At 69.4% G+C, this 20,407-nt stretch carries 21 protein-coding genes; 13 read left to right on the forward strand and 8 right to left on the reverse strand.

The features are described from left to right. Positions 1 to 147: 147 nt before the first annotated feature. The 3 genes from AB0D14_RS16755 to AB0D14_RS16765 all read right to left on the reverse strand — a co-directional run bounded on the left by AB0D14_RS16755 (position 148) and on the right by AB0D14_RS16765 (position 3,011). On the reverse strand, positions 148 to 1,506 hold the full coding sequence (locus AB0D14_RS16755) for a GH1 family beta-glucosidase (RefSeq protein ID WP_362779357.1): 1,359 nt from the start codon (positions 1,504 to 1,506) through the stop codon (positions 148 to 150). 59 nt (positions 1,507 to 1,565) lie between these two features. Then, positions 1,566 to 1,832, reverse strand: a complete 267-nt coding sequence (locus AB0D14_RS16760) for a protealysin inhibitor emfourin (RefSeq protein ID WP_362779359.1) — start codon at positions 1,830 to 1,832, stop codon at positions 1,566 to 1,568. 108 nt (positions 1,833 to 1,940) lie between these two features. Next, a complete protein-coding gene (locus AB0D14_RS16765) occupies positions 1,941 to 3,011 on the reverse strand; it encodes a M4 family metallopeptidase (RefSeq protein WP_362779362.1) in 1,071 nt (356 codons plus the stop codon). Positions 3,012 to 3,486: 475 nt separating this feature from the next. Here AB0D14_RS16765 and leuA point away from each other — a divergent pair, with 475 nt between their 5' ends. The 9 genes from leuA (at position 3,487) to AB0D14_RS16810 (ending at position 14,039) form a co-directional block, all read left to right on the forward strand. Then, positions 3,487 to 5,208 (forward strand): 2-isopropylmalate synthase, encoded by a 1,722-nt coding sequence (gene leuA, locus AB0D14_RS16770; RefSeq protein ID WP_362779365.1) that lies wholly within the window; start codon positions 3,487 to 3,489, stop codon positions 5,206 to 5,208. Between the two features lie 173 nt (positions 5,209 to 5,381). Beyond that, positions 5,382 to 6,092: a TerB family tellurite resistance protein gene (locus AB0D14_RS16775; protein ID WP_362779368.1), complete on the forward strand. Its 711-nt coding sequence runs from the start codon at positions 5,382 to 5,384 to the stop codon at positions 6,090 to 6,092. Between the two features lie 346 nt (positions 6,093 to 6,438). Next, complete coding sequence (locus tag AB0D14_RS16780) at positions 6,439 to 8,586, forward strand: MMPL family transporter (RefSeq protein WP_362779371.1); 2,148 nt, start codon at positions 6,439 to 6,441, stop codon at positions 8,584 to 8,586. A gap of 194 nt (positions 8,587 to 8,780) precedes the next feature. Further along, positions 8,781 to 10,052, forward strand: a complete 1,272-nt coding sequence (locus tag AB0D14_RS16785) for a histidine kinase (protein ID WP_362779697.1) — start codon at positions 8,781 to 8,783, stop codon at positions 10,050 to 10,052. Next, the gene (locus tag AB0D14_RS16790; protein WP_362779374.1) at positions 10,049 to 10,720 is read left to right on the forward strand and encodes a response regulator transcription factor; all 672 of its coding nucleotides are present in this window, start codon (positions 10,049 to 10,051) and stop codon (positions 10,718 to 10,720) included. Before AB0D14_RS16785 ends, AB0D14_RS16790 begins: the two co-directional genes overlap by 4 nt. A 170-nt stretch (positions 10,721 to 10,890) precedes the next feature. Continuing rightward, entirely contained in the window at positions 10,891 to 11,331 is a 441-nt protein-coding gene (locus AB0D14_RS16795; protein ID WP_362779377.1) for a protein phosphatase, read from the forward strand. A 276-nt stretch (positions 11,332 to 11,607) separates the two neighbouring features. After that, positions 11,608 to 12,756, forward strand: a complete 1,149-nt coding sequence (locus AB0D14_RS16800) for an abortive phage infection protein (RefSeq protein WP_362779379.1) — start codon at positions 11,608 to 11,610, stop codon at positions 12,754 to 12,756. A gap of 179 nt (positions 12,757 to 12,935) precedes the next feature. Beyond that, entirely contained in the window at positions 12,936 to 13,178 is a 243-nt protein-coding gene (locus AB0D14_RS16805) for a hypothetical protein (RefSeq protein ID WP_362779381.1), read from the forward strand. A 15-nt stretch (positions 13,179 to 13,193) separates the two neighbouring features. After that, the gene (locus AB0D14_RS16810) at positions 13,194 to 14,039 is read left to right on the forward strand and encodes a DUF2637 domain-containing protein (protein ID WP_362779383.1); all 846 of its coding nucleotides are present in this window, start codon (positions 13,194 to 13,196) and stop codon (positions 14,037 to 14,039) included. Here AB0D14_RS16810 and AB0D14_RS16815 read toward each other — a convergent pair. Then, positions 14,033 to 14,248, reverse strand: coding sequence for a DUF397 domain-containing protein (locus tag AB0D14_RS16815; RefSeq protein WP_362779384.1), 216 nt, complete (start codon positions 14,246 to 14,248; stop codon positions 14,033 to 14,035). The two genes, AB0D14_RS16810 and AB0D14_RS16815, sit on opposite strands and share 7 nt — an antisense overlap. Beyond that, complete coding sequence (locus AB0D14_RS16820) at positions 14,230 to 15,063, reverse strand: helix-turn-helix transcriptional regulator (RefSeq protein WP_362779386.1); 834 nt, start codon at positions 15,061 to 15,063, stop codon at positions 14,230 to 14,232. Before AB0D14_RS16820 ends, AB0D14_RS16815 begins: the two co-directional genes overlap by 19 nt. A gap of 341 nt (positions 15,064 to 15,404) precedes the next feature. Here AB0D14_RS16820 and AB0D14_RS16825 point away from each other — a divergent pair, with 341 nt between their 5' ends. The 4 genes from AB0D14_RS16825 (at position 15,405) to AB0D14_RS16840 (ending at position 17,994) form a co-directional block, all read left to right on the forward strand. After that, positions 15,405 to 15,620, forward strand: a complete 216-nt coding sequence (locus AB0D14_RS16825; RefSeq protein WP_362779388.1) for a hypothetical protein — start codon at positions 15,405 to 15,407, stop codon at positions 15,618 to 15,620. A gap of 47 nt (positions 15,621 to 15,667) precedes the next feature. Continuing rightward, entirely contained in the window at positions 15,668 to 16,276 is a 609-nt protein-coding gene (locus AB0D14_RS16830; protein WP_362779390.1) for a DUF1266 domain-containing protein, read from the forward strand. A 22-nt stretch (positions 16,277 to 16,298) separates the two neighbouring features. After that, positions 16,299 to 17,051 (forward strand): DNA repair protein RecO, encoded by a 753-nt coding sequence (gene recO / locus AB0D14_RS16835; protein WP_362779392.1) that lies wholly within the window; start codon positions 16,299 to 16,301, stop codon positions 17,049 to 17,051. A gap of 91 nt (positions 17,052 to 17,142) precedes the next feature. Beyond that, on the forward strand, positions 17,143 to 17,994 hold the full coding sequence (locus AB0D14_RS16840; protein ID WP_362779395.1) for an isoprenyl transferase: 852 nt from the start codon (positions 17,143 to 17,145) through the stop codon (positions 17,992 to 17,994). A 130-nt stretch (positions 17,995 to 18,124) separates the two neighbouring features. On the opposite strand, the gene AB0D14_RS16845 is transcribed toward AB0D14_RS16840, so the two are convergent. From AB0D14_RS16845 to AB0D14_RS16855, 3 genes are all read right to left on the reverse strand, one after another. Further along, positions 18,125 to 18,544, reverse strand: a complete 420-nt coding sequence (locus AB0D14_RS16845) for a transcriptional repressor (RefSeq protein ID WP_362779397.1) — start codon at positions 18,542 to 18,544, stop codon at positions 18,125 to 18,127. Positions 18,545 to 18,605: 61 nt separating this feature from the next. Continuing rightward, positions 18,606 to 19,520: a metal ABC transporter permease gene (locus AB0D14_RS16850; protein ID WP_362779400.1), complete on the reverse strand. Its 915-nt coding sequence runs from the start codon at positions 19,518 to 19,520 to the stop codon at positions 18,606 to 18,608. Positions 19,521 to 19,560: 40 nt separating this feature from the next. Next, on the reverse strand, positions 19,561 to 20,361 hold the full coding sequence (locus AB0D14_RS16855; RefSeq protein ID WP_362779403.1) for a metal ABC transporter ATP-binding protein: 801 nt from the start codon (positions 20,359 to 20,361) through the stop codon (positions 19,561 to 19,563). Positions 20,362 to 20,407: the final 46 nt, after the last annotated feature.

The raw sequence follows: 20,407 nt of genomic DNA on the forward strand, positions 1-20,407 counted from the left end.
CCCGCCAGGTCCTGGGGGCCCCCCCCCCCACCCCCCGGCCCACACGCCCGGGCCGGGCTAAACCCCCGCCGGGCGCTTGAGGACGAGCGCGTCAGCGCGACAGGGGGGTCTGGGGGCGCAGCCCCCCGGGACGAGACGGGGCCCCCGTCATCGTCGTCGCTGCGCTCGCAGCACCTCCCGCAGCCAGTGGTACGACGCCTTCGGAGTCCGCTCCAGCGAGGCGAAGTCGACGTGCACAAGGCCGAACCGCCGCGCGTACCCCTCAGCCCACTCGAAGTTGTCGAGGAGCGACCACACGAAGTACCCGCGGACGTCCACTCCCTGCTCCGATGCCCGGTGCAGCGCCCGCAGATGGCCGTCCAGGTACGTGATCCGCTCCTGGTCGTCGAGCCCCTCGTACGAGCACCCGTTCTCCGTGATGACGACGGGCGGGAGCCGGTCGCCGTACCGCTCGCGGAAGTCCACCAGCAGCTCCGTGAGGGCCTCCGGTACCACCGGCCAGCCGAAGTCTGTGACCGGGTAGCCCTCGATCTCCCGCACGGAGAAGGGGAGTTCGGCGGGCATCGTCAGTCCGCCGAACTCGATCTCCGAGCCCTGCGGCGCGCCCACCCTCGTCGGCGCGTAGTAGTTGATCCCGTACCAGTCGACCGGCTCACCGATGATCTTCAGGTCCGACGCGATGTCCTCGGCGTCGCCGGGCATCAGCTCGGCGATGCCTTCCGGGTACCGCCCCAGCAGTACCGGGTCCGCGAAGAGCCGGTTGAGGAGCAGGTCGTAGAAGCCGGCCGCCTCCAGATCAGCGGGCTCCTGGGAGGCGAGCCAGGTCGGGCCGTGCGAGTTGGCGATGCCGATGTCCGTGACTCCGGCCGCACGCAGGGCCCGTACGGCGAGACCGTGGGCCAGCAACTGGTGGTGGGCCGCAGGCAGGGAGTCGAAGAGGAGCCGGTCGCCGGGCGCGTGCGCCCCCAGGGCGTGGCCCAGCAGGGTGTGCTCGGCAGGCTCGTTGAGGGTGATCCACTTGGTGATCCGGTCACCGAGCCGGGCGGCCACCAGCGCGGCGTACTCGGCGAACCGCTCGGCGGTGTCCCGCCGCAGCCAGCCACCTGCCTCCTGGATCGACAGCGGCAGATCCCAGTGGAAGAGGGTCGGGACCGGACGTACCCCCGCCGTGCACAGCTCGTCGACCAGCCGGTCGTAGAAGTCCAGGCCGCCGGGGGAGTTCACCCGCGGCCAGGAGATGGAGAAGCGGTACGCGTCCACGCCGAGCTCGCGCAGCAGGGCCACGTCCTCGGGGTAGCGGTGGTAGTGGTCGCAGGCCACCGCGGCCGTCGAGCCGTCCTTCACCCGGCCCGGTTCGGCCGTGAAGGCGTCCCACACGGAGGGGTCCCGCCGGTCCGCCGCGCCCTCGATCTGGTGGGCCGAGGTGGAGACTCCCCAGAGGAAGCCGTCCGGGAACCGGGGTATCGGGGTCGTTGCCGTGCTCACCGTGCTCACCGTGTTCGCCATGCGCGCGATCATCCGTACCGTCGGTAATGGAAGTCAACGGGCCGGGGTGAAGTGGGGTACTACGCGCCCTCCTTCAGGACCCTTGAGATCAGTTTTCGTTGTTCTTCCGTCAGGCGGGGGTCCGCGCAGTAGACCGTCTTCCCGTCCACCGTGATCCGGTAGCCGAAGCCGTCCGGGACACCTATGGGGGGCGTGCCCCGGCCGGCCGCGATCGCCTGCTCGGCCAGGGCATGCCACTCCTGGGCGTCGGGCCGCCCCGAGGTGTCCACCTCGGCGCGCCGCTCGATACCCGCGAAACCGCCTGTGCGGCTCACCTGAATACGCATGGGTCCTTGTCTAGTACGAAACGGTCCAGTACGAAACGCGGGCCCGGGCCAGACTCACCGCTACTGCCACGGCACGGCACGGCACGGGCACGGCAGGCAAGGGCACGGTCACTGGGTCGGTACCCCGACCTGTTCCCACGCCTTGGTGACGGCCTGCAGTTCCTCGCCCTCGCCGTACGAGGCGCGTGCCTTCGCCAGGGTCAGCGTCGCGAAGTCCGTGAAACTGGCCTCCGAGTCCAGCTCGCCGCCGGTCAGCACGTCGTACCAGATCTGTCCGGCACGCTCCCAGGCCTGCCCGCCGAGGGTGCTCGCGACCAGGTAGAAGGCGTGGTTGGGGATGCCGGAGTTGATGTGCACGCCGCCGTTGTCGCGCCCTGTGCGGACGAAGTCGTCCATCGTGGCGGGCTGCGGGTCCTTGCCGAGCACGTCGTCGTCGTACGCCGTGCCCGGGGCTTTCATGGACCGCAGGGCCGTGCCCGTGACGCGCGGGGCGAGCAGGCCCGCGCCGATCAGCCAGTCGGCGTCGGCGGCGCTCTGGCCGAGTGGGTACTGCTTGATGAGCGAGCCGAAGACGTCCGAGAAGTGCTCGTTGAGCGCGCCCGGCTGGCCGAAGTACGTGAGGTTCGCCGTGTACTGCGTGACGCCGTGCGTGAGTTCGTGGCCGATGACGTCGACCGGAATGGTGAAGTCGAGGAAGATCTCGCCGTCGCCGTCGCCGAACACCATCTGCTCGCCGTTCCAGAAGGCGTTGTTGTAGTCCTCGTCGAAGTGCACGGTCGCGTTCAGCGGCAGGCCCTCGCCGTTGATCGAGTTGCGCCGGTACGCCTTCAGGAACAGGTCGAAGGTCGCGCCCAGACCGGCGTACGCGCGGTTGACGGTGGCGTCCTTGCCGGGCTTGTCGCCCTCGCCGCGCACCTTCTTGCCTGGCAGGTCCTGCTTGTGCTTCGCGTCGTAGACCGTACGGTTCGGCTTGTCCTCGGCGGCGCCGCTGGGCGGGGCGAGGGCGGGTGCGCCCAGCACGGTGGTCAGCCGGCGGTGGGTGCGCTCCCGGGCGTCGCGTTCCAGGGTGCGGCGGGCCTTGCCGGCGAGCGCGGAGTCCTCGGCCTGGGACAGGGTGTCGAGGACGTGGGGCGGAACGATGGTGCAGAAGACGGGCTCGAAGCCCCCGTTTGTCGTCATGTCCCGCACCATTGCACTGTGTGACCTAACTGTCACTAGAGGCAATCATGATTGGTGAAATGGGAGGGTAAGTGGGGGATGGGGGTCCGGTTTCGTGTTAGGGGTGCGGGTCGGAGGGGGCTGGTCGCGCCCCGCGGCGGAGCCGCAAAATGTCGCCGCCCCATGCCCCCGGGAGAAAAAATGTCGCCGCCCCGCACCCCCGGGAGAGGGGTGCGTCCAACGTGCGTAAATGTGATGTCGTGCACCTTTTGTGTCGGCATTCCTGACCATCCCGCATACTGATACGGGACCTCGCGTGACGCGTGGCTCGGCTAGCATGCGGAGCATCATGCGAATCGGGCTGCTTCTCCTTAGCTGCCGCGGCGAGGGCCTGTAGTCGAGGCCGACCCCCTCCCCGCGGAGTTTGGTGTTGCGCCGTCGGCCGTCCCTCGGAGTGATCCGAGGATCAAGCGGACCAAGAGGAGCCCCTCGCATCATGGCGAATCGCCAGCAGCCCACCTCCATGCCGATCCACCGTTACCACCCGTACGACCAGGTCGACATCTCCGACCGTACGTGGCCGGACAACCGGATCACCACAGCCCCCCGCTGGCTCTCCACCGACCTGCGTGACGGCAACCAGGCCCTGATCGACCCCATGTCGCCCGCGCGCAAGCGTGAGATGTTCGACCTGCTGGTGTCGATGGGCTACAAGGAGATCGAGGTCGGCTTCCCGGCCTCCGGTCAGACCGACTTCGACTTCGTGCGCTCGATCATCGAGGAAGACGGCGCCATCCCGGACGACGTCACGATCTCCGTACTGACCCAGGCCCGCGAGGACCTGATCGAGCGGACCGTCGAGTCGCTGAAGGGTGCCAAGCGCGCCACGGTCCACCTGTACAACGCCACCGCGCCCGTCTTCCGCCGGGTCGTCTTCCGTGGCTCCAAGGACGACATCAAGCAGATCGCCGTCGACGGCACCCGTCTGGTGGTCGAGTACGCGGAGAAGCTGCTGGGCCCCGAGACGGTCTTCGGCTACCAGTACAGCCCCGAGATCTTCACCGACACCGAGCTGGACTTCGCCCTGGAGGTCTGCGAGGCCGTCATGGACGTCTGGCAGCCGGGCCCGGGCCGCGAGATCATCCTCAACCTGCCCGCCACCGTGGAGCGCTCGACCCCCTCCACGCACGCGGACCGCTTCGAGTGGATGTCGCGCAACCTGTCCCGCCGCGAGTACGTCTGCCTGTCCGTCCACCCGCACAACGACCGCGGTACGGCGGTCGCGGCCGCCGAGCTGGCACTGATGGCCGGCGCCGACCGCATCGAGGGCTGCCTGTTCGGCCAGGGCGAGCGCACCGGCAACGTCGACCTGGTCACCCTGGGTATGAACCTGTTCTCGCAGGGCGTCGACCCGCAGATCGACTTCTCGAACATCGACGAGGTCCGGCGCACCGCGGAGTACTGCAACCAGATGGAGGTCCACGCCCGCCACCCGTACGTCGGCGACCTCGTCTACACCTCCTTCTCCGGCTCCCACCAGGACGCCATCAAGAAGGGCTTCGACGCGATGGAGGCCGACGCGGCCGCCAAGGGCGTCACGGTCGGCGACATTGAGTGGGCCGTCCCGTACCTGCCGATCGACCCGAAGGACGTCGGCCGCTCGTACGAGGCCGTCATCCGGGTCAACTCGCAGTCCGGCAAGGGCGGTATCGCGTACGTCCTGAAGAACGACCACAAGCTGGACCTGCCGCGCCGGATGCAGATCGAGTTCTCCAGGATCATCCAGGCGAAGACGGACGCCGAGGGCGGCGAGGTCACCCCGAAGGACATCTGGGCGGCCTTCCAGGACGAGTACCTGCCCAACCCGGACAACCCCTGGGGCCGTGTCCAGGTCAGCAACGGCCAGTCCACGACGGACAAGGACGGCGTGGACACGCTCACGGTCGATGCCGAGGTGGACGGCACCGAGACCACCCTGGTCGGCACCGGCAACGGCCCGATCTCCGCGTTCTTCCATGCCCTGCAGGGCATCGGGGTCGACGCCAGGCTGCTGGACTACCAGGAGCACACGATGAGCGAGGGCGCCTCCGCGGTGGCCGCCTCGTACATCGAGGTCGCGATCGGGGACAAGGTGCTGTGGGGAATCGGCATCGACGCGAATACGACACGCGCATCGCTGAAGGCTGTCGTCTCCGCCGTCAACCGCGCGACGCGATAAGGCTGTTCACCTGCGTTTCTCCGGTCCCGTCCGCCTCACAGGCGGGCGGGACCGCTGCGTTTATCCGGCCATGTCGATGAGTGGCCTCGCACGAGGTGCTGACTCCGCATCAACAATGTGGCTAACATCACGCCAACGCGGCGATGTTGCCGTGGGGTTACGGAGGTGCGCACGTGCTGCCAGGATGGGGACGAAACGGCCGGTTTGTCCGGGCCGGCACCATGGGCGTTTCTCGCATCCTCGGAACCAGGACGGCGTGGACCACCGTCGGTGACGGCGAGTTCTTCTGCCCGGGCTGCGGAGGTGACCGGAACTACCAGCGGCTCACCGGCCGCCGCCGCTTCACCTGTCTCGGCGTCCCGGTCATGCCGCGCGGTGAGACGGGGCCTGTTGTGGAGTGCGCGGCCTGCGGGCATCACTACAGCGCGGACGTTCTCGACCATCCGACCACCACCCGCTTCTCGGCGATGCTGCGGGATGCCGTCCACACCGTCGCCCTCGCCGTGCTCGCCGCCGGCGGTACGTGCGCGCGTACGTCGCTGGAGACCGCCGCGGGTGCCGTTCGCTCGGCGGGCTTCGACGACTGCACGGAGGACCAGCTCGCCGCGCTTGTCGAGGCGCTCGCCGCCGATACCGGGCGGCTCTTCGGTGAGCCCTGCGGGCCGGGGCTGTCCATAGAGCTGCACGAGGCCCTGGACCCGCTGGCGCCGCATCTCGCTCCCGCCGGGCGGGAGTCGATCCTGCTGCAGGGTGCGCGGATCGCTCTCGCGGACGGGCCCTACACGCCTGCGGAGCGTGAGGCGCTCACCACGGTGGGAGCCGCGCTGATGATCTGCGCGGACGATGTGACCCGCCTGCTCACCGCGGCGCGGACGCCGTCCTGAGCCCCGGGTGGATCCGGCCCCCTCGCGCCCTCCCGGCCGGCGCCCTCCGGGCGGGGCCGAGTGATTGCTGCGGGTCCGTGGGGGCTGGTCGCGCCCACGATGGGGGTCCCCCCGCTCGAGCGAAGCCGAGAGTGGGGGAGGAGCCGCACATCGACACAGCCCCGCGCCCCTGAAGGGCGCGGAGGCCGCTGCCCGTTACAGCCGCGCGTTACTCCCCTGGGAGTAATGCGCGCCCCTCGCCGCCCCCGGCAGTACGTACGACCTCGCCCTCCCGTCCGACGAAAGCTGTGGTTCTCACCGGAAGTCTGGGAACCGAAGCAGACGTCACCCGTAGGGAGATCGGTCAATGAGGGTCGAAGAGACAACCACTACGACGAGGCTGGGGCCGGGACGCGGGCGAGCCGTTCCATGGGCGCTGCTCGGGCTGTGGATTGCCGTGATCGCGCTCGTTGGGCCGTTCGCGATGAAGCTCGGCAGCGTGCAGCACGACAAGGCCACCGACTACCTGCCGGCGAGCGCCGACTCGACGCAAGCGGCGAAGATCGAGGACAAGTTGCCCGGGGGCGAGACCACCGAGATGGTGCTCGTCTACCACCGGGACGGCGGGCTCAGCGCCGCCGACCGGAAGACCGCGGCCGGGCAGGTCGCGGAGATCGCCGGGCAGCACAAGCTGATCGGCGGTGCTCCCGAGGGGATTCCGTCCAAGGACGGCACGACCCTGATGTACCCGGTCGCCAGCAACGATCCCGGGGCGGACGAGGAGAAGCAGGACAAGCTCGTCACCGACGTCCGCAAAGTCGCCCAGGGCGAAGGCGGGTTGAGCGTCGATGTGGGCGGCACCGGCGCGCTGGGCACCGACTCCGGCGCGGTCTACGACTCGCTCGGCGGACCGCTGCTCTACACCACCATCGCCGTCGTCGCCATACTGCTGATCCTGATCTACCGCAGCCCCGTGCTGTGGCTCGTGCCCCTCGTCGTCGCCGGGATCGCCGACTACATGTCGATGGGTGTCTCCTACGGCCTCAACCAGGCCTTCGGCACGACTGTCACGGGGCAGAGTTCGGGGGTGATGACGATCCTTGTGTTCGGGGCGGGCACGGACTACGCGCTGCTGCTCATCTCGCGCTACCGGGAGGAACTGCGCCGCATCGAGCGCCCGTACGAGGCCATGATGGCCGCCCTGCGGGGCTGCGGGCCCGCCGTGCTCGCCTCCTCCGGCACCGTCGCCGCCGGACTGCTGTGCCTGCTCGCCGCCGACCTCAACAGCAGCAAGGGCATGGGCCCGCTCGGCGCGGTCGGCGTGCTGTGTGCGCTGATCGCGATGCTGACCCTGCTCCCCGCCATCCTCGTACTGGTCGGACGACGGGTGTTCTGGCCGCTCGTGCCGGCCTTCGGGAGCACGCCCAAGCAGCGGCGCAACCTGTTCTCGGCGATGGGCAGCTCTGCCGGACGCAGGCCGCTGACCGTACTCGCGAGCGGTGCCGTACTGCTCGGCGCCCTCGCCCTCGGCTCTCTCAACCTGCCGGGACCGCTCAAGCAGGAGGACTCCTTCGTCAAGAAGCCGGAGTCCGTCGTCGCGATGGAGACCGTTGCCAAGGCCTATCCCGGGCAGGGCAGCCAGCCCCTCGACGTGATCACCCCGCAGGGGCGCGTCGACGAGACCCTCGCGATCGTCCGCGACACACCGGGCGTCGGCAGCGCGGAGAAGGGGCGTACGGGACACGGCTGGACCGAGATCTCCGTCTTCGTGAAGAGCGCACCCCAGTCGGCGGGGGAGACCGCCACCATCAAGTCCCTGCGGAAGGAACTGAAGGGCTCCTACGTCGGCGGGGACAGCGCCCAGCAGATCGACCTGGAGGCCACCAACGCCCGGGACACGAAGATCATCGTACCGCTCGTCCTCGTCTCCGTGATGCTCATCCTGATGGGGTTGCTGCGGAGTCTGGTCGCACCGCTGCTCCTGGTGGTCGCGGTCGTCGCGGTGTGGGGCGCCTCCCTCGGGATCGGCGGACTGATCTTCGAACCGCTCCTCGGCCTCAAGGGCACCGATCCGGGGCTCGGACTGCTGTCCTTCGTGTTCCTGGTCGCCCTCGGAGTCGATTACGGCATCTTCCTCATGCACCGGATGAGGGAGGAGTCCCTGGCGGGAGCGGAACCGGCCACGGCGGCACTCACCGCGCTGCGCACCACCGGCGGCGTCATCGCCTCCGCCGGACTCGTCCTCGCCGCGACCTTCGCCGTGCTGACGAACATGGGCCTGGTGCAGCTGGTCCAGCTCGGCTTCGTGATCGCCGTCGGCGTCCTGCTCGACACCTTCCTCGTACGGACGTATCTGGTGACCAGTGCCAGCGTCGCCCTGGGCCGGAAGGTGTGGTGGCCGGGCGTGCTCTCACGGGAGCCCGACCCGGCCGAACCGGCCGGGTCGAGTGGACCGGGCGGACCGGGCGGACCGACCGAGCCGCCCCGGCAGCCGGAAACCGTCAGTGCACCCTGAGCACGCTGATCGAGCACCTTGATCCCGCGGGCCCGCCCGGGCGCCCCTCCTTCCGGAGAGGCGCCCGGGTTCCCGCACGAGTACCGGAAGATGGAGCCGTGGAAGAACGGGGAACGATCACAGTGGTACGCGACCGGTCGGCGGTGGAGACGGCGGCCGGTGGCGGCGGCCGGTCCCGTCGCGTCGAGCGCGTCATGTCCGCCATCAACCGCGAACCGCTGACCGCACCGCACCGCACCCGCAACGACGCGGTCCTCGCGCTGGGCGTCGCCGTGCTCGCCTTTGCCATCACCCTGATGGGCGGCGAAGGGGTCCGGCCCGGCCATCTCAGCTGGACGCTGCTGCTCGCCGGGTACGTGCCTCTCGTATGGCGGCGCCGCCGTCCGGTGGCGGCCCTGCTCGGAGTGGTGGCCTGCATGGCGCCGTACTACGCCTTCGACTACAACCCCGCCCCGCCCGTCCCCGCGATCGTCCTGGCGCTCTACACCGTCGCGGCGACCGGCGCCGTACGCCGCACGCTGCTCACCGGTGTCGCCGTCCTCGGTTCGACAGTGATCAGCAACGGCATCACCGACCAGGACGGGGCGCTGGAGTCCCTGGAGATCTCCGGCTGGATCATCGCGGTCCTGGTCGTCGGTATCGCCGTCCGCTACTACCGCTTGTACGTCGCCTCCATCGTCGAGCGGGCCGAGCGGGCCGAACGCACCCGGGAGGAGGAGGCCAGGCGCCGCGTCGTCGAGGAACGGCTGCGGATGGCCCGTGACCTGCACGACCTGCTCGCCCACAGCATCACACTCATCGGCGTGCAGACGTCCGTGGCGGCCCACGTCCTCACCGCCGACCCCGAGCGCCTCGACCGCAAAGCCGTCGCCCAGGCACTGGACGACATCGCGGGGACCTGCCGGGCCGCCCGGGGGGAACTGCGTACGACGCTGGAGGTGCTGCGGGCGCATGACACGGTCGTGGGAGTGGGCGCGGATCCGGGAGCGAGGGCCGGTTCCTTGTCCGGTTCTGTTTCCGGGGCCGAGGACATGTGGGGGCCACTGCCCGGGATCGACGGACTGGCCGGTCTCGCGGAGTCCGGCCGGATGGCCGGGGCCAAGGTCGAACTGTCCGTCCGTGCGGACGGCATACCGCCCTCCGTGGGCGCCGCCGCCTACCGGATCGTGCAGGAGGCGCTCACCAACGCCGTACGGCACGGTGGCCGCGAGGACCTCACCGTGCGGGTGGGTCTGTGGACCGCGGACGGCGCACTGCGGGTGAGTGTCAGGGACGACGGGACGGGCGGGGGCGCGGGCCCGGGCGGCGGGGCGGCGCCGTCCGGCGGCACGCCGGGGTTCGGGCTTGTCGGAATGCGGGAGCGGGCCCGTAGCGTGGGCGGCACACTGGACGCCGGTCCGGGGCCCGCCGAGGGCTTCGAAGTGACCGCCACACTGCCGCTGTCCCGGGAGGACGAGGTTCGATGACCATCCGCGTACTGCTGGCCGACGACCAGAACCTCGTACGGGCCTCCTTCGCGATGCTCGTCTCGTCGGCCGGGGACATGGAGGTCGTCGCCGAGGCGGGCACCGGGCGGGAGGCCGTGGCGCTGGCCCGGTCGGCGCGGGCCGATCTCATCGTGATGGACATCCGCATGCCCGACCTCGACGGGATCGAGGCGACCCGGCTCATCGCCGCCGACGAGGATCTCGCGGGGGTGAAGGTGCTCGTCCTGACGACGTACGAGACCGACGAGCATATCGTCGAGGCACTGCGGGCCGGGGCGTCCGGCTTCCTCGTGAAGGACATCAGGCCGGCCGAACTCCTCGACGCCATCCGGACGGTGGCCGCGGGGGAATCCCTCCTCTCGCCCGGCCCCACCTCGCGGCTGATCGCCCGCTTTCTGCGCGCGCCGAACACCGCGACGCCATCCACGGTGGGCGGGCCGAGCGGGCTGTCCGAACGGGAACGGCAGGTGCTCGCGCTGGTCGGGCGCGGTCTCAACAACACGGAGATCGCCGAAGCGTTGGTACTCAGTCCGCTGACCGCGAAGACCCATGTCAGCCGGATCATGGGCAAGTTGGGGGCGCGGGACCGGGCACAGCTGGTGATCGTGGCGTACGAGTCGGGGCTCGTGATACCCGGCACGGTCTGAGTTCGCCTCAACTCCCTGTAGCCGCAGGCAATGTACTCGGACCCTGTGCAGCTGGGTGCCGACAAGGCCGGGGTGCTGTACGAGATGATCGAGTTCCGCGTCCGAGGTCACGGTCCGTCGGCACCGTGACATAGTCGTCGCTTTGCGAGCGCACGACGTGGAGGGGCAGAGTGGGTGTGAGGTGGGACGAGAAGGCGCCCGGAGTGCTCCGGCTGCCGTCCGGGCGGCTGGTACGGGGCCGGGGGCTGCGCAAGGAACTCGACCCCGAGGCGGCCCTCCCGACGTACGGCGTCTACCTCCTCGGCAAGGAGCCGCCCGAAGTCCCGTGGGAGACACGGTGGTTGAGGTGGCCCGACTTCCGGCTGCCACGAGACCGGGCGGAGGCGCGCAAGGCCCTGACGGAGACCTGGGAGCGGGCCGCGGATCCCGCCGAGCGCGTCGAGATCGCCTGCGGGGGCGGCCGGGGAAGGACGGGTACGGCTCTGGCCTGCCTGGCGGTCCTGGACGGCGTGCCGCCCGAGGACGCCGTGGGGTTCGTACGACGGAACTACGATCGCCACGCCGTGGAGACGCCCTGGCAGCGGACGTACGTACGCAGGTTCGGGAAGTGACGTAGGTCTGACACACAACTCCCGGCCACTTCGGGCGACCGGCGCGCATACCTTGGTCGGGGCTCCGTAGACCATCGGCCGACAGCCACGGGGGCCGCGGCTCACCAGACTTGCGGCATGGATGAGAAGGCGGCAAACACCGGAAACGCGGGGACCACGGGGAGCGCCGGAAGTACGGGGAGCGCCGGAAGTACGGGGAGCACGGGGAGCACGGGGAGTACGGGGAGCACGCGGGACGTCAGGGGAACCGCCGCGGGGATCAGCCGGGCGGGGTTCATGGCCGCGGCGGCGGCCGCGGGGGCCGGTGCGGTGGTGGGTCTGCCGGCGGCTGCCGCCGCCGACACCCGCCGTGCGCACACGGTCGGTACCCGCGGCGGGCGCGCGTCCGGTTCCGGCGCGGAGTGCCGCGGACTGACGCACCGCGGGGTCGTCTACACCGTCGGGGCGGGGGAGACCCCGGGGACGGCGTGGAGCGAGCGGCGGATGCGTGGCGACATCAGGGCGATCGCCCACGACCTGCACGCCGACACCGTCGAGGTCACCGGGGACGGTGTCGAGCGGCTCAACGCCACAGCGAACGAGGTCGCGGAGCGCGGACTGCACGTGTGGCTCCAGCCGACGCTGGGCGACGTGCCGGAGAAGGAGATCCTCGAACACCTGGCGGAGGCGGGCCGGCACGGGGAGCGGCTCCGGCGCCAGGGGGCGCGCGTCACCCTCGCCGTGGGGTGCGAGTTCTGGCTGTTCGTGCCGGGGATCGTGCCGGGGGCCGATGTCTTCGAACGGATCGAGAACCTGGGGAAGGACGATTTCGATCTGGCGGGGATGCAGAAGCGGCTGGCCGCGTTGACCGTGAAGGCGGCGGCGGTGGGCCGGTCGGTCTTCCGCGGCAGGCTCAGTTACGCCGCCATGCAGGACCCGGCGTTCGAGAACGTCGACTGGAACCTCTTCGACATCGTGGGGATCGACTACTACTCGTATTTTCCCCAACGGGCGCAGTACGTGGCCGAGTTGCGCAAGTTCCTGCGCTGGGGGAAGCCGGTCGCCATCACCGAGTTCGGCACCTGCACGTTCGTCGGCGCCCCGGAGCAGGGCGGGATGGGCTGGGACATCGTCGACTACGGCAGGACACCACCGGAGATCAAGGGGAACCCGGTGCGCAGCGAACGCGTACAGGCCGCTTATCTCACCGATCTCCTCGACGTCTTCGAATCGATGAACCTGTACGCGGCAATGGCGTTCGAGTTCGTCACCGCCGACGCTCCGCACCGCCCCGACAACCCGCGGTACGACCTCGACATGGCGTCCTACGCGATCGTCAAGCCGCTCAAGGACCGGCCCGACGACCCGGACTCCGCCTGGCACTGGGAGCCGAAGCAGGCCTTCCGCGCACTGGCCCGACAGTTCGACAGGGCAGCCCGCGTATAAGATCTCCAATAGCAAAACCTTTTCGTCGGGCTATGTTTGGTCTTGACTTACAAACGCCGTCGTCAATGCTTTTAACGGCGTTACGCTCACTCATTTGCCGCGCACCTGAGTAAGGATGGCGGCGTTAGCGACATATGACGAAAGTAAGTCCCTTCGGTGCTCCCACTCACGCCCGTGCGGTGGCGGAAAATCTGATTGCCTACCCTGCGGTGGTGTTGGGCAGGTACATCTACACGCCCGCCTCGGCCTATTCGGCGCCGGGCGCCACCGGCACCTTGCACGGGGACGGCAAGCTGGTCGAACTGCAGGTCACCGAGCCGCTGTTGAGCGATTTCCTGTCATCCCTGAGCACGGCGCAGAACGATCTGAACCAGCGGTGGGGCGGCCAGGAGCGGCCCGGCAGCAAAGTGGCCCTTGCCTGAAGAGGGGGATATTCCATGACCGACGACTATGCCCATCTCTTCGCTCCGGGTGACTATTCTCCTCCGCGTCACGTCGGGCCGGGCGGCGGGCGGCATCGTGGCCCCGTCGAAACGCAGTACCCGAGCGCCCCCGCGGATCCCCTCGACTCGGCCTGGGACCCGGTCGAGGAACTCACCCACCTCCTGCAGGACGCCGTGTCGGTGGAGCAGGTCGCCGCCGCTGCCGTGCCACAGCACCGCGACGAGGCGGCACCCGACGTCGGGCTGACCGGCGACCCGATGGACAACCTCGCCAGCATCACCGCTGAGCTGCCGCCCATCCGGTCCCACCCCGCCGGGCACCGGAAAGTACGGGTCCGCAAGGTCCGCTTCACCTGGCTGCAGACCGTCAGCTTCCTGATCGCCGCGCTCGTCGCCGTCATCGTGTCGATGGTGAGCCTCTTCGGCGGGATCGTGTCCTACGTCCCCCTGCGCCACATCGCGTCCCACACACAGAGCGGCGCGACCTTCTGGTGGCCCCTGCTGCTCTACGGGCCGTGGATGGTGGCCTCGCTCTCCATCCTGCGCGCCGCACTGCATCAGCGCCGTGCCGCACACTCGTGGGTGGTCGTGCTGCTGTTCTCAACCCTCGCGATGGCGCTGTGCGCGGCGCAGGCCCACCGCAGCTTCACCGGCATCGCCGCGGCCGTCCTGCCGGCCCTCGCGGCCCTGGCCTGCTTCCAGCAACTTGTCCGCCAGATCACGATGACCCGGCCACCCCGCCAGAGCCTGCCCCGTCACCGACTGTTCACCAGCACCAAACCGCGGACCATTACTCCCCCGGCCGATCCGCCCACCTCGGACACCCCGACCGCTCAGTGAAGGCGGGTCCGGGACTCCGCCACAGTGCCGATGAACTCCGCCCAGGCAAGGGACCCGATCAGCAGGACGGGTCCCTCCACGACTTTGCTGTCCCGAACGGGCACGATGCCGGGGACTCCGTCGGCGACCTCGACGCAGGCTTCCCCGCCGTCGCCTCCGCTGGAGGTGCTCTTGCGCCAGCGGGCGTTCGTCAGATCGAACTCGCGCATCGTCTGTGGTCCTCCGCTGCCGCGTTGATCAGTGTCAGGGACGCCTCCGGCGACAACGCGGCGGCCCGAATCAGATCGTATGACGACCGGATCCGCTTCACCACTGCCGGTTCATCGAGCAGGTTCCCTGAATACACGGCCTCTGTATAGACGGTCGGTGGGGCGTCCTCGAACTCCATGTGCCACATCATCTTGCCCATGACCGGGTGTGCTCCTGCCGTGAACGGCAGTACTTGCAGCAGCACCTTGCGCTCCCGCATCAACGTTGCGAGATGGTCCAACTGAAGGGCCATGATTGCCGTGCTGCCGACGGGGATGCGCAGCACCGTCTCGTGGAGGACCACCCAATACACGGGACGTGTAGCGTCCTTGAGGAGCTGGGTCCGGTCGATGCGTCCCTTGACCAACTCCTCGATGTACCCCTCGGCGGCGAGCGGATTGCCCGCCAGGAACATAGCCCGTGCGTACTCCCGCGTTTGGAGGAGCCCCGGGATCACCGTTGGTGCGTACTCGCAGATCTCCGTCGCCAGCCGTTCGAGTTCCGCCGCGTGCGCGAAGTACTCCGTGTACGGCTCATCCTTGATGAGCTTTCGCCACGTCCTCTCGAAAAAGCCTCCGGTTTGTAGAAGGTCATCGATCCTCTGCGCGACATCCAACTGTGGACGGCGAATCGCCTGTTCGAATTGCCCGATGTAGCCGCCCGACACAAAAACGCGATAACCCAACTCCGCCTGGGTCAGACCGGCCTCCTCCCGGTGTCTCTTCAGCTCTGTTCCGAAGAACTCCCAAGCCGCCTGACGCGAACCATTGGCCATGGCCGAACCTCCCTGTACTGCACGGACGTTGTTGAGCGTAGAGGTCTTCCAAAGTCTAAGTGGCAGGTGTCACGGTGTGGATGAAAAGAGTGAAACCCAGAAGAAAAGGGGAACACCGTGAAGGCTGCTCACCAGGGACGCGACGCACGGCACTCGACGGTCTGCGTCGAACAAGCGGAGGAAACGGTGAAAGAATTGCGCGAAGCGCTTGCGAACGCAGGAATTACGTTGCCGACACTCCGGATCGACCAGGCAACTTTGGCGCGAGAGGCGCCCTGTCCGCTCGTGGAATTGGGCCGGTGTTCCGTCGAGACGGCGGCCCGACTCGCGGCGGTGCTCGGATGAAGCCAACCATCGGGACATACGTCGTCGACACGGGAACGGGGCGGGTGGGCATGGTGATGGGACACGAGGGGCCGTACGTACAACTCAGGCCGTACGGCGGCGGCAGGGAATGGGACTGCGCACCGGACACCGTCCGGGGAGCCACCACGGCGGAACGGCTCAGCGCGGCGACGGCGTACGCCAACGCACGCAGCCGCGGGGAGGTCCCTTGAAGGGGAGGGGTGAAGAGCCGGGGGGCCTCCGCATAGGGTGCTGCGCCATGGCGATTTGGAAACGGCGCGGGCAGAAAACCGTGCGCAAGTACCCCGTACCGCTCACCGTCCACCAGTTGTGGATGGTGTCGCTCGCCGCGCCGGTGAGCCGGGACCGGGACGCCTCCCGGACGACCCTGTACCCGTTCACGCGCGTCGACGACGACAAGGCCAGGAAGTGGCTGGCCGACCAGTGGGAGATCACCTCCCGTGCCGAGCTGGTCGGCCGGCTCGACGGCCTCGCGCGCAGCGGTTACCGCGCCCGTGCACGGCTGCGGCTCGGGGTCGAACCGCTGGCGTGGGACGCGGGGCTGTACGTGGACATCTCCCGGCGGGGCTTCGCGAGCGGGATGCTGAGCGAGGCCGACACCTGGACCGCGCTCAAGAACATCGTGCCGGCGGTGGTGAGATCGTACGGATCATGGAAGGAGTACGCCGAGCACTATCTGCTGGGGCGGATGGTCTGGCGGGACAACCTCCGGGGCACAGCGGACGTCCCCGCCCCCCAGGCTGTGTCCGACGCCCACCTGAAGTCGCTCCTGGACCCGGCGAACCGGGCCAGCCCCTGGAACCTGGCGCCGTGGGAGGCGATCAGCAGCCCCGACCGCACCCGCTGACTCCGTACGCGAGAATGGGACCATGAGTCTGTTCCGCGACGACGGCATCGTGCTGCGCACCCAGAAGCTGGGTGAGGCGGACCGGATCATCACCCTGCTCACCCGTGGTCACGGGCGCGTACGCGCCGTCGCGCGGGGCGTACGCCGGACCAAATCGAAGTTCGGGGCCCGCCTCGAACCGTTCTCGCACGTCGACGTGCAGTTCTTCGCGCGCGGGAGTGAGCTGATCGGCCGCGGGCTGCCCCTGTGCACGCAGAGCGAGACGATCTCTCCGTACGGCGGCGGGATCGTGACCGACTACGCCCGCTACACCGCCGGTACGGCCATGCTGGAGACGGCCGAGCGGTTCACGGACCACGAGGGCGAGCCCGCCGTCCAGCAGTACCTGCTGCTCGTGGGCGGGCTGCGCACCCTCGCCCAGGGTGCGCACGAGCCGCATCTCATCCTCGACGCCTTCCTGCTGCGCTCACTCGCCGTGAACGGCTACGCGCCGAGCTTCAACGACTGCGCGAAATGCGGAATGCCCGGACCGAATCGCTTCTTCTCGGTCGCCGCGGGAGGTTCCGTCTGCGTCGACTGCCGGGTGCCCGGCAGCGTCGTACCCTCGACGGGGGCCCTCGAACTGCTCGGCGCGCTGCTGACCGGGGACTGGGCGGTCGCGGACGCCTGCGAGTCGCGGTATGTCAGGGAGGGCAGCGGCCTGGTGTCGGCCTACCTGCACTGGCATCTGGAGCGCGGACTGCGCTCACTGCGATACGTGGAGAAAAGCACCTAGGGCAACCAGCGCTGCAACCAGCCGTGCAACCAGCGGCGCAACCAACAGTGCAAACAACAGCTGTACGAGAACTGAGGGAGACGAGACGCAGATGGTGGTACGCGGGATCCTGGGGCGCCAGCGCCGCGAGTACAAGACGCCTGAGCCGCACCCGTCCGGTGCCCGCGCACCCAAGCTCCCCGGCGAGCTGATCCCGAACCACGTGGCGTGCGTGATGGACGGGAACGGCCGCTGGGCCAAGGAGCGAGGTCTGCCGCGCACCGAGGGCCACCGGGTCGGCGAGGGCGTCGTGATGGACGTCCTGAAGGGCTGCCTGGAGCTGGGCGTCAAGAACCTCTCCCTGTACGCCTTCTCGACGGAGAACTGGAAGCGGTCGCCCGAGGAGGTCCGCTTCCTGATGAACTTCAACAAGGACGTCATCCGGCGCAGGCGGGACGAGATGAACGATCTCGGCATCCGCATCCGCTGGGTCGGCCGTATGCCCAAGCTGTGGAAGTCCGTCGTCCAGGAGCTGCAGGTCGCCCAGGAGCAGACGAAGAAGAACGACCTGCTGACCCTGTACTTCTGCGTCAACTACGGCGGGCGCGCCGAACTCGCCGACGCGGCGAAGGCACTGGCCGCGGATGTCGCCGCCGGGAAGCTCGACCCGGACAAGGTCAACGAGAAGACCATCCAGAAGTACCTGTACTACCCGGACATGCCGGACGTGGACCTTTTCCTGCGGCCGAGCGGTGAGCAGCGCACGTCCAACTACCTGATCTGGCAGTCGAGTTACGCCGAGATGGTCTTCCAGGATGTGCTGTGGCCGGACTTCGACCGGCGTGACCTGTGGCGGGCGTGCGTGGAGTACGCGTCGCGGGACCGCCGCTTCGGGGGCGCCGTCCCCAACGAGGACCTTCTTGCCATGGAGGCCGACATGAGGGGCCGCCCCGACGGGGAGTGACACCCTCCGCTCCGGGCTGATCGCGCAGTTCCCCGCGCCCCTGGGGTATTCAGGGGCGCGGGGAACTGCGCGGGCAACCCCCACCGGGCCGCACCCGGAAGCGAACGCCGACCTCGCTGCCGCCGGGCCGTTACCCCTGGCCGCGCGCAGCGCACTCCGCGCAGGTGCCGAAGATCTCCACCGTGTGAGCGACGTTCACATACCCGTGCTCCGCCGCGATCGCCTCGGCCCACTTCTCCACAGCCGGCCCCTCCACCTCGACGGCCTTCCCACAGACGCGGCACACGAGGTGATGATGGTGGTCGCCACTCTCGCAGCGGCGGTACACGGACTCCCCGTCCGACGTGCGCAGCACATCGACCTCACCCGCGTCCGCGAGGGACTGCAGCGTGCGGTACACCGTGGTGAGCCCGACGGAGTCGCCCTTGTGCTTGAGCATGTCGTGCAGGTCCTGTGCGCTGCGAAACTCGTCCACCTCGTCGAGCGCGGCCGCCACGGCGGCACGCTGCCGGGTGGATCGGCCCCGAACGGGCGGTCCAGCGGTCGTCACCGTTGCCTCCAAAACGTCTGCGGCATTGCCGGGCCATTGTGCCAGCCCGAGCTGGGCGCGGTCAGACGCCGACCTTCCCGGTGGGCGTGCGGGGTGCCGGAACAGCGCACTCCGCCGGGTCGCCGGCCTCCTGCGACGCGACCTGCGCGGCGGCCCGCGCCCGGCGCCGGGCCAGCGGTGTCGCCACCACCGTGAGCAGCAAGAACGCGCCGATCGTCAGCAGCACGATCGTCGCACCGGGCGGTACGTCCTGGTAGTACGAGGTCACCGTGCCGCCGATGGTCACGCTCACGCCGACGGCCACCGAGATCGCGAAAGTGGCCGCGAAACTGCGGGTGAGCTGCTGCGCGGCGGCCACCGGGACCACCATCAGGGCGGAGACCAGCAGCAGGCCGACGACCCGCATGGCGACCGTGACGGTGACCGCCGCGGTGATCGCCGTGAGCAGGTTCAGGGCGCGCACGGGCAGCCCGGTCACCCGCGCGAACTCCTCGTCCTGGCTGACCGCGAACAGCTGCCGGCGCAGCCCGACCGTGACGAGGACGACGAAGGCCGCCAGCAGACAGATCGCCGTCACGTCCTCCTCGGAGACCGTCGAGAGCGAGCCGAAGAGGTACGAGGTCAGGTTGGCGTTGGAGCCGCCGGGCGCGAGGTTGATGAACATCACGCCGCCCGCCATGCCCCCGTAGAAGAGCATCGCCAGCGCGATGTCGCCGCGCGTCTTCCCGTACCAGCGGATCAGCTCCATCAGCACCGCGCCGAGCACGGAGACGGCGGTCGCCATCCACACCGGGGACCAGGACAGCAGGAAGCCGAGGCCGACCCCCGTCATCGCGACATGGCCGATGCCGTCGCCCAGCAGGGCCTGGCGGCGCTGCACCAGGTAGATGCCGACGGCGGGTGCGGTGATGCCGACGAGTACGGCGGCGAGCAGGGCCCGCTGCATGAAGGCGTAATCGAGGATTTCGAGGTTCATGGCGAGGTCCGTAGCGAGTCCGTGGCGATGTTCATGGCGGTCAGCTCAGCAGTCCCGTCCGGATCGGTCCGGCGTCGTGGGCCGCGTGGGGGTGTACGTGGTCGTGGCCCGGCAGAGCATGCTGGCCGAGCGCGCGCGGGGGCGGGCCGTCGTGCAGGACGCAGCCGTCGCGCAGGACGACAGCGCGGTCGATCAGCGGCTCCAGGGGGCCCAGCTCGTGCAGGACGAGGAGGACGGAGGCGCCCGCCGCGACCTGCTCCCGCAAGGTCGCCGCAAGTACCTCCTGGCTCGCCAGGTCCACGCCAGCCATCGGTTCGTCCATGATCAGCAGTTCGGGCCGGGAGGCGAGGGCGCGGGCGATCAGGACGCGCTGGTGCTGGCCGCCGGAGAGCGCGTCCACGGAGTCCTTGGCGCGGTCGGCGAGGCCCACCAGCTCCAGAGCGTGCCGTACGGCCGCACGGTCCGCCTTGCGCAGGACGCCGAAGCGGGCACGGGACAGCCGCCCGGAGGACACCACCTCGGTCACCGTGGCCGGTACGCCACCGGCGGCGGTCGTGCGCTGCGGTACGTATCCCACGCGCGCCCAGTCGCGGAAGCGGCGCCGGGGAGTGCCGAACAGCTCGATCTCGCCGCCGGTGACCGGGACCTGGCCGATGACCGTGCGGATGGCCGTCGACTTGCCGGAGCCGTTGGCGCCGAGCAGCGCGACGACCTCGCCGTGGTTCACGGCGAGGTCTATACCGCGCAGGACGGGGCGCGAGCCGAGTTCGGCCGTCACACCGCGCAGGGAGATGACAGGCGGGTGCGGGGTGGCGGTCGGTGTGTCGGGCTCGTTCGTCATGCCGACGTCCTCCGGAGGGTGAGGCTGAGTCTCACGCTGATCATGT

Source organism: Streptomyces sp. NPDC048484, from assembly GCF_040651415.1.
Taxonomy (GTDB): domain Bacteria; phylum Actinomycetota; class Actinomycetes; order Streptomycetales; family Streptomycetaceae; genus Streptomyces.

Bases quoted from the DNA above. Each gene is read 5' to 3' on its own strand.
- AB0D14_RS16755 (WP_362779357.1), bottom strand. From the start codon at position 1,506: ATGGCGAACACGGTGAGCACGGTGAGCACGGCAACGACCCCGATACCC.
- AB0D14_RS16760 (WP_362779359.1), bottom strand. From the start codon at position 1,832: ATGCGTATTCAGGTGAGCCGCACAGGCGGTTTCGCGGGTATCGAGCGG.
- AB0D14_RS16765 (WP_362779362.1), bottom strand. From the start codon at position 3,011: ATGACGACAAACGGGGGCTTCGAGCCCGTCTTCTGCACCATCGTTCCG.
- leuA (WP_362779365.1), top strand. From the start codon at position 3,487: ATGGCGAATCGCCAGCAGCCCACCTCCATGCCGATCCACCGTTACCAC.
- AB0D14_RS16780 (WP_362779371.1), top strand. From the start codon at position 6,439: ATGAGGGTCGAAGAGACAACCACTACGACGAGGCTGGGGCCGGGACGC.
- AB0D14_RS16785 (WP_362779697.1), top strand. From the start codon at position 8,781: ATGTCCGCCATCAACCGCGAACCGCTGACCGCACCGCACCGCACCCGC.
- AB0D14_RS16790 (WP_362779374.1), top strand. From the start codon at position 10,049: ATGACCATCCGCGTACTGCTGGCCGACGACCAGAACCTCGTACGGGCC.
- AB0D14_RS16800 (WP_362779379.1), top strand. From the start codon at position 11,608: ATGGCCGCGGCGGCGGCCGCGGGGGCCGGTGCGGTGGTGGGTCTGCCG.
- AB0D14_RS16810 (WP_362779383.1), top strand. From the start codon at position 13,194: ATGACCGACGACTATGCCCATCTCTTCGCTCCGGGTGACTATTCTCCT.
- AB0D14_RS16815 (WP_362779384.1), bottom strand. From the start codon at position 14,248: ATGCGCGAGTTCGATCTGACGAACGCCCGCTGGCGCAAGAGCACCTCC.
- AB0D14_RS16820 (WP_362779386.1), bottom strand. From the start codon at position 15,063: ATGGCCAATGGTTCGCGTCAGGCGGCTTGGGAGTTCTTCGGAACAGAG.
- AB0D14_RS16825 (WP_362779388.1), top strand. From the start codon at position 15,405: ATGAAGCCAACCATCGGGACATACGTCGTCGACACGGGAACGGGGCGG.
- AB0D14_RS16830 (WP_362779390.1), top strand. From the start codon at position 15,668: ATGGCGATTTGGAAACGGCGCGGGCAGAAAACCGTGCGCAAGTACCCC.
- recO (WP_362779392.1), top strand. From the start codon at position 16,299: ATGAGTCTGTTCCGCGACGACGGCATCGTGCTGCGCACCCAGAAGCTG.
- AB0D14_RS16840 (WP_362779395.1), top strand. From the start codon at position 17,143: ATGGTGGTACGCGGGATCCTGGGGCGCCAGCGCCGCGAGTACAAGACG.
- AB0D14_RS16850 (WP_362779400.1), bottom strand. From the start codon at position 19,520: ATGAACCTCGAAATCCTCGATTACGCCTTCATGCAGCGGGCCCTGCTC.
- AB0D14_RS16855 (WP_362779403.1), bottom strand. From the start codon at position 20,361: ATGACGAACGAGCCCGACACACCGACCGCCACCCCGCACCCGCCTGTC.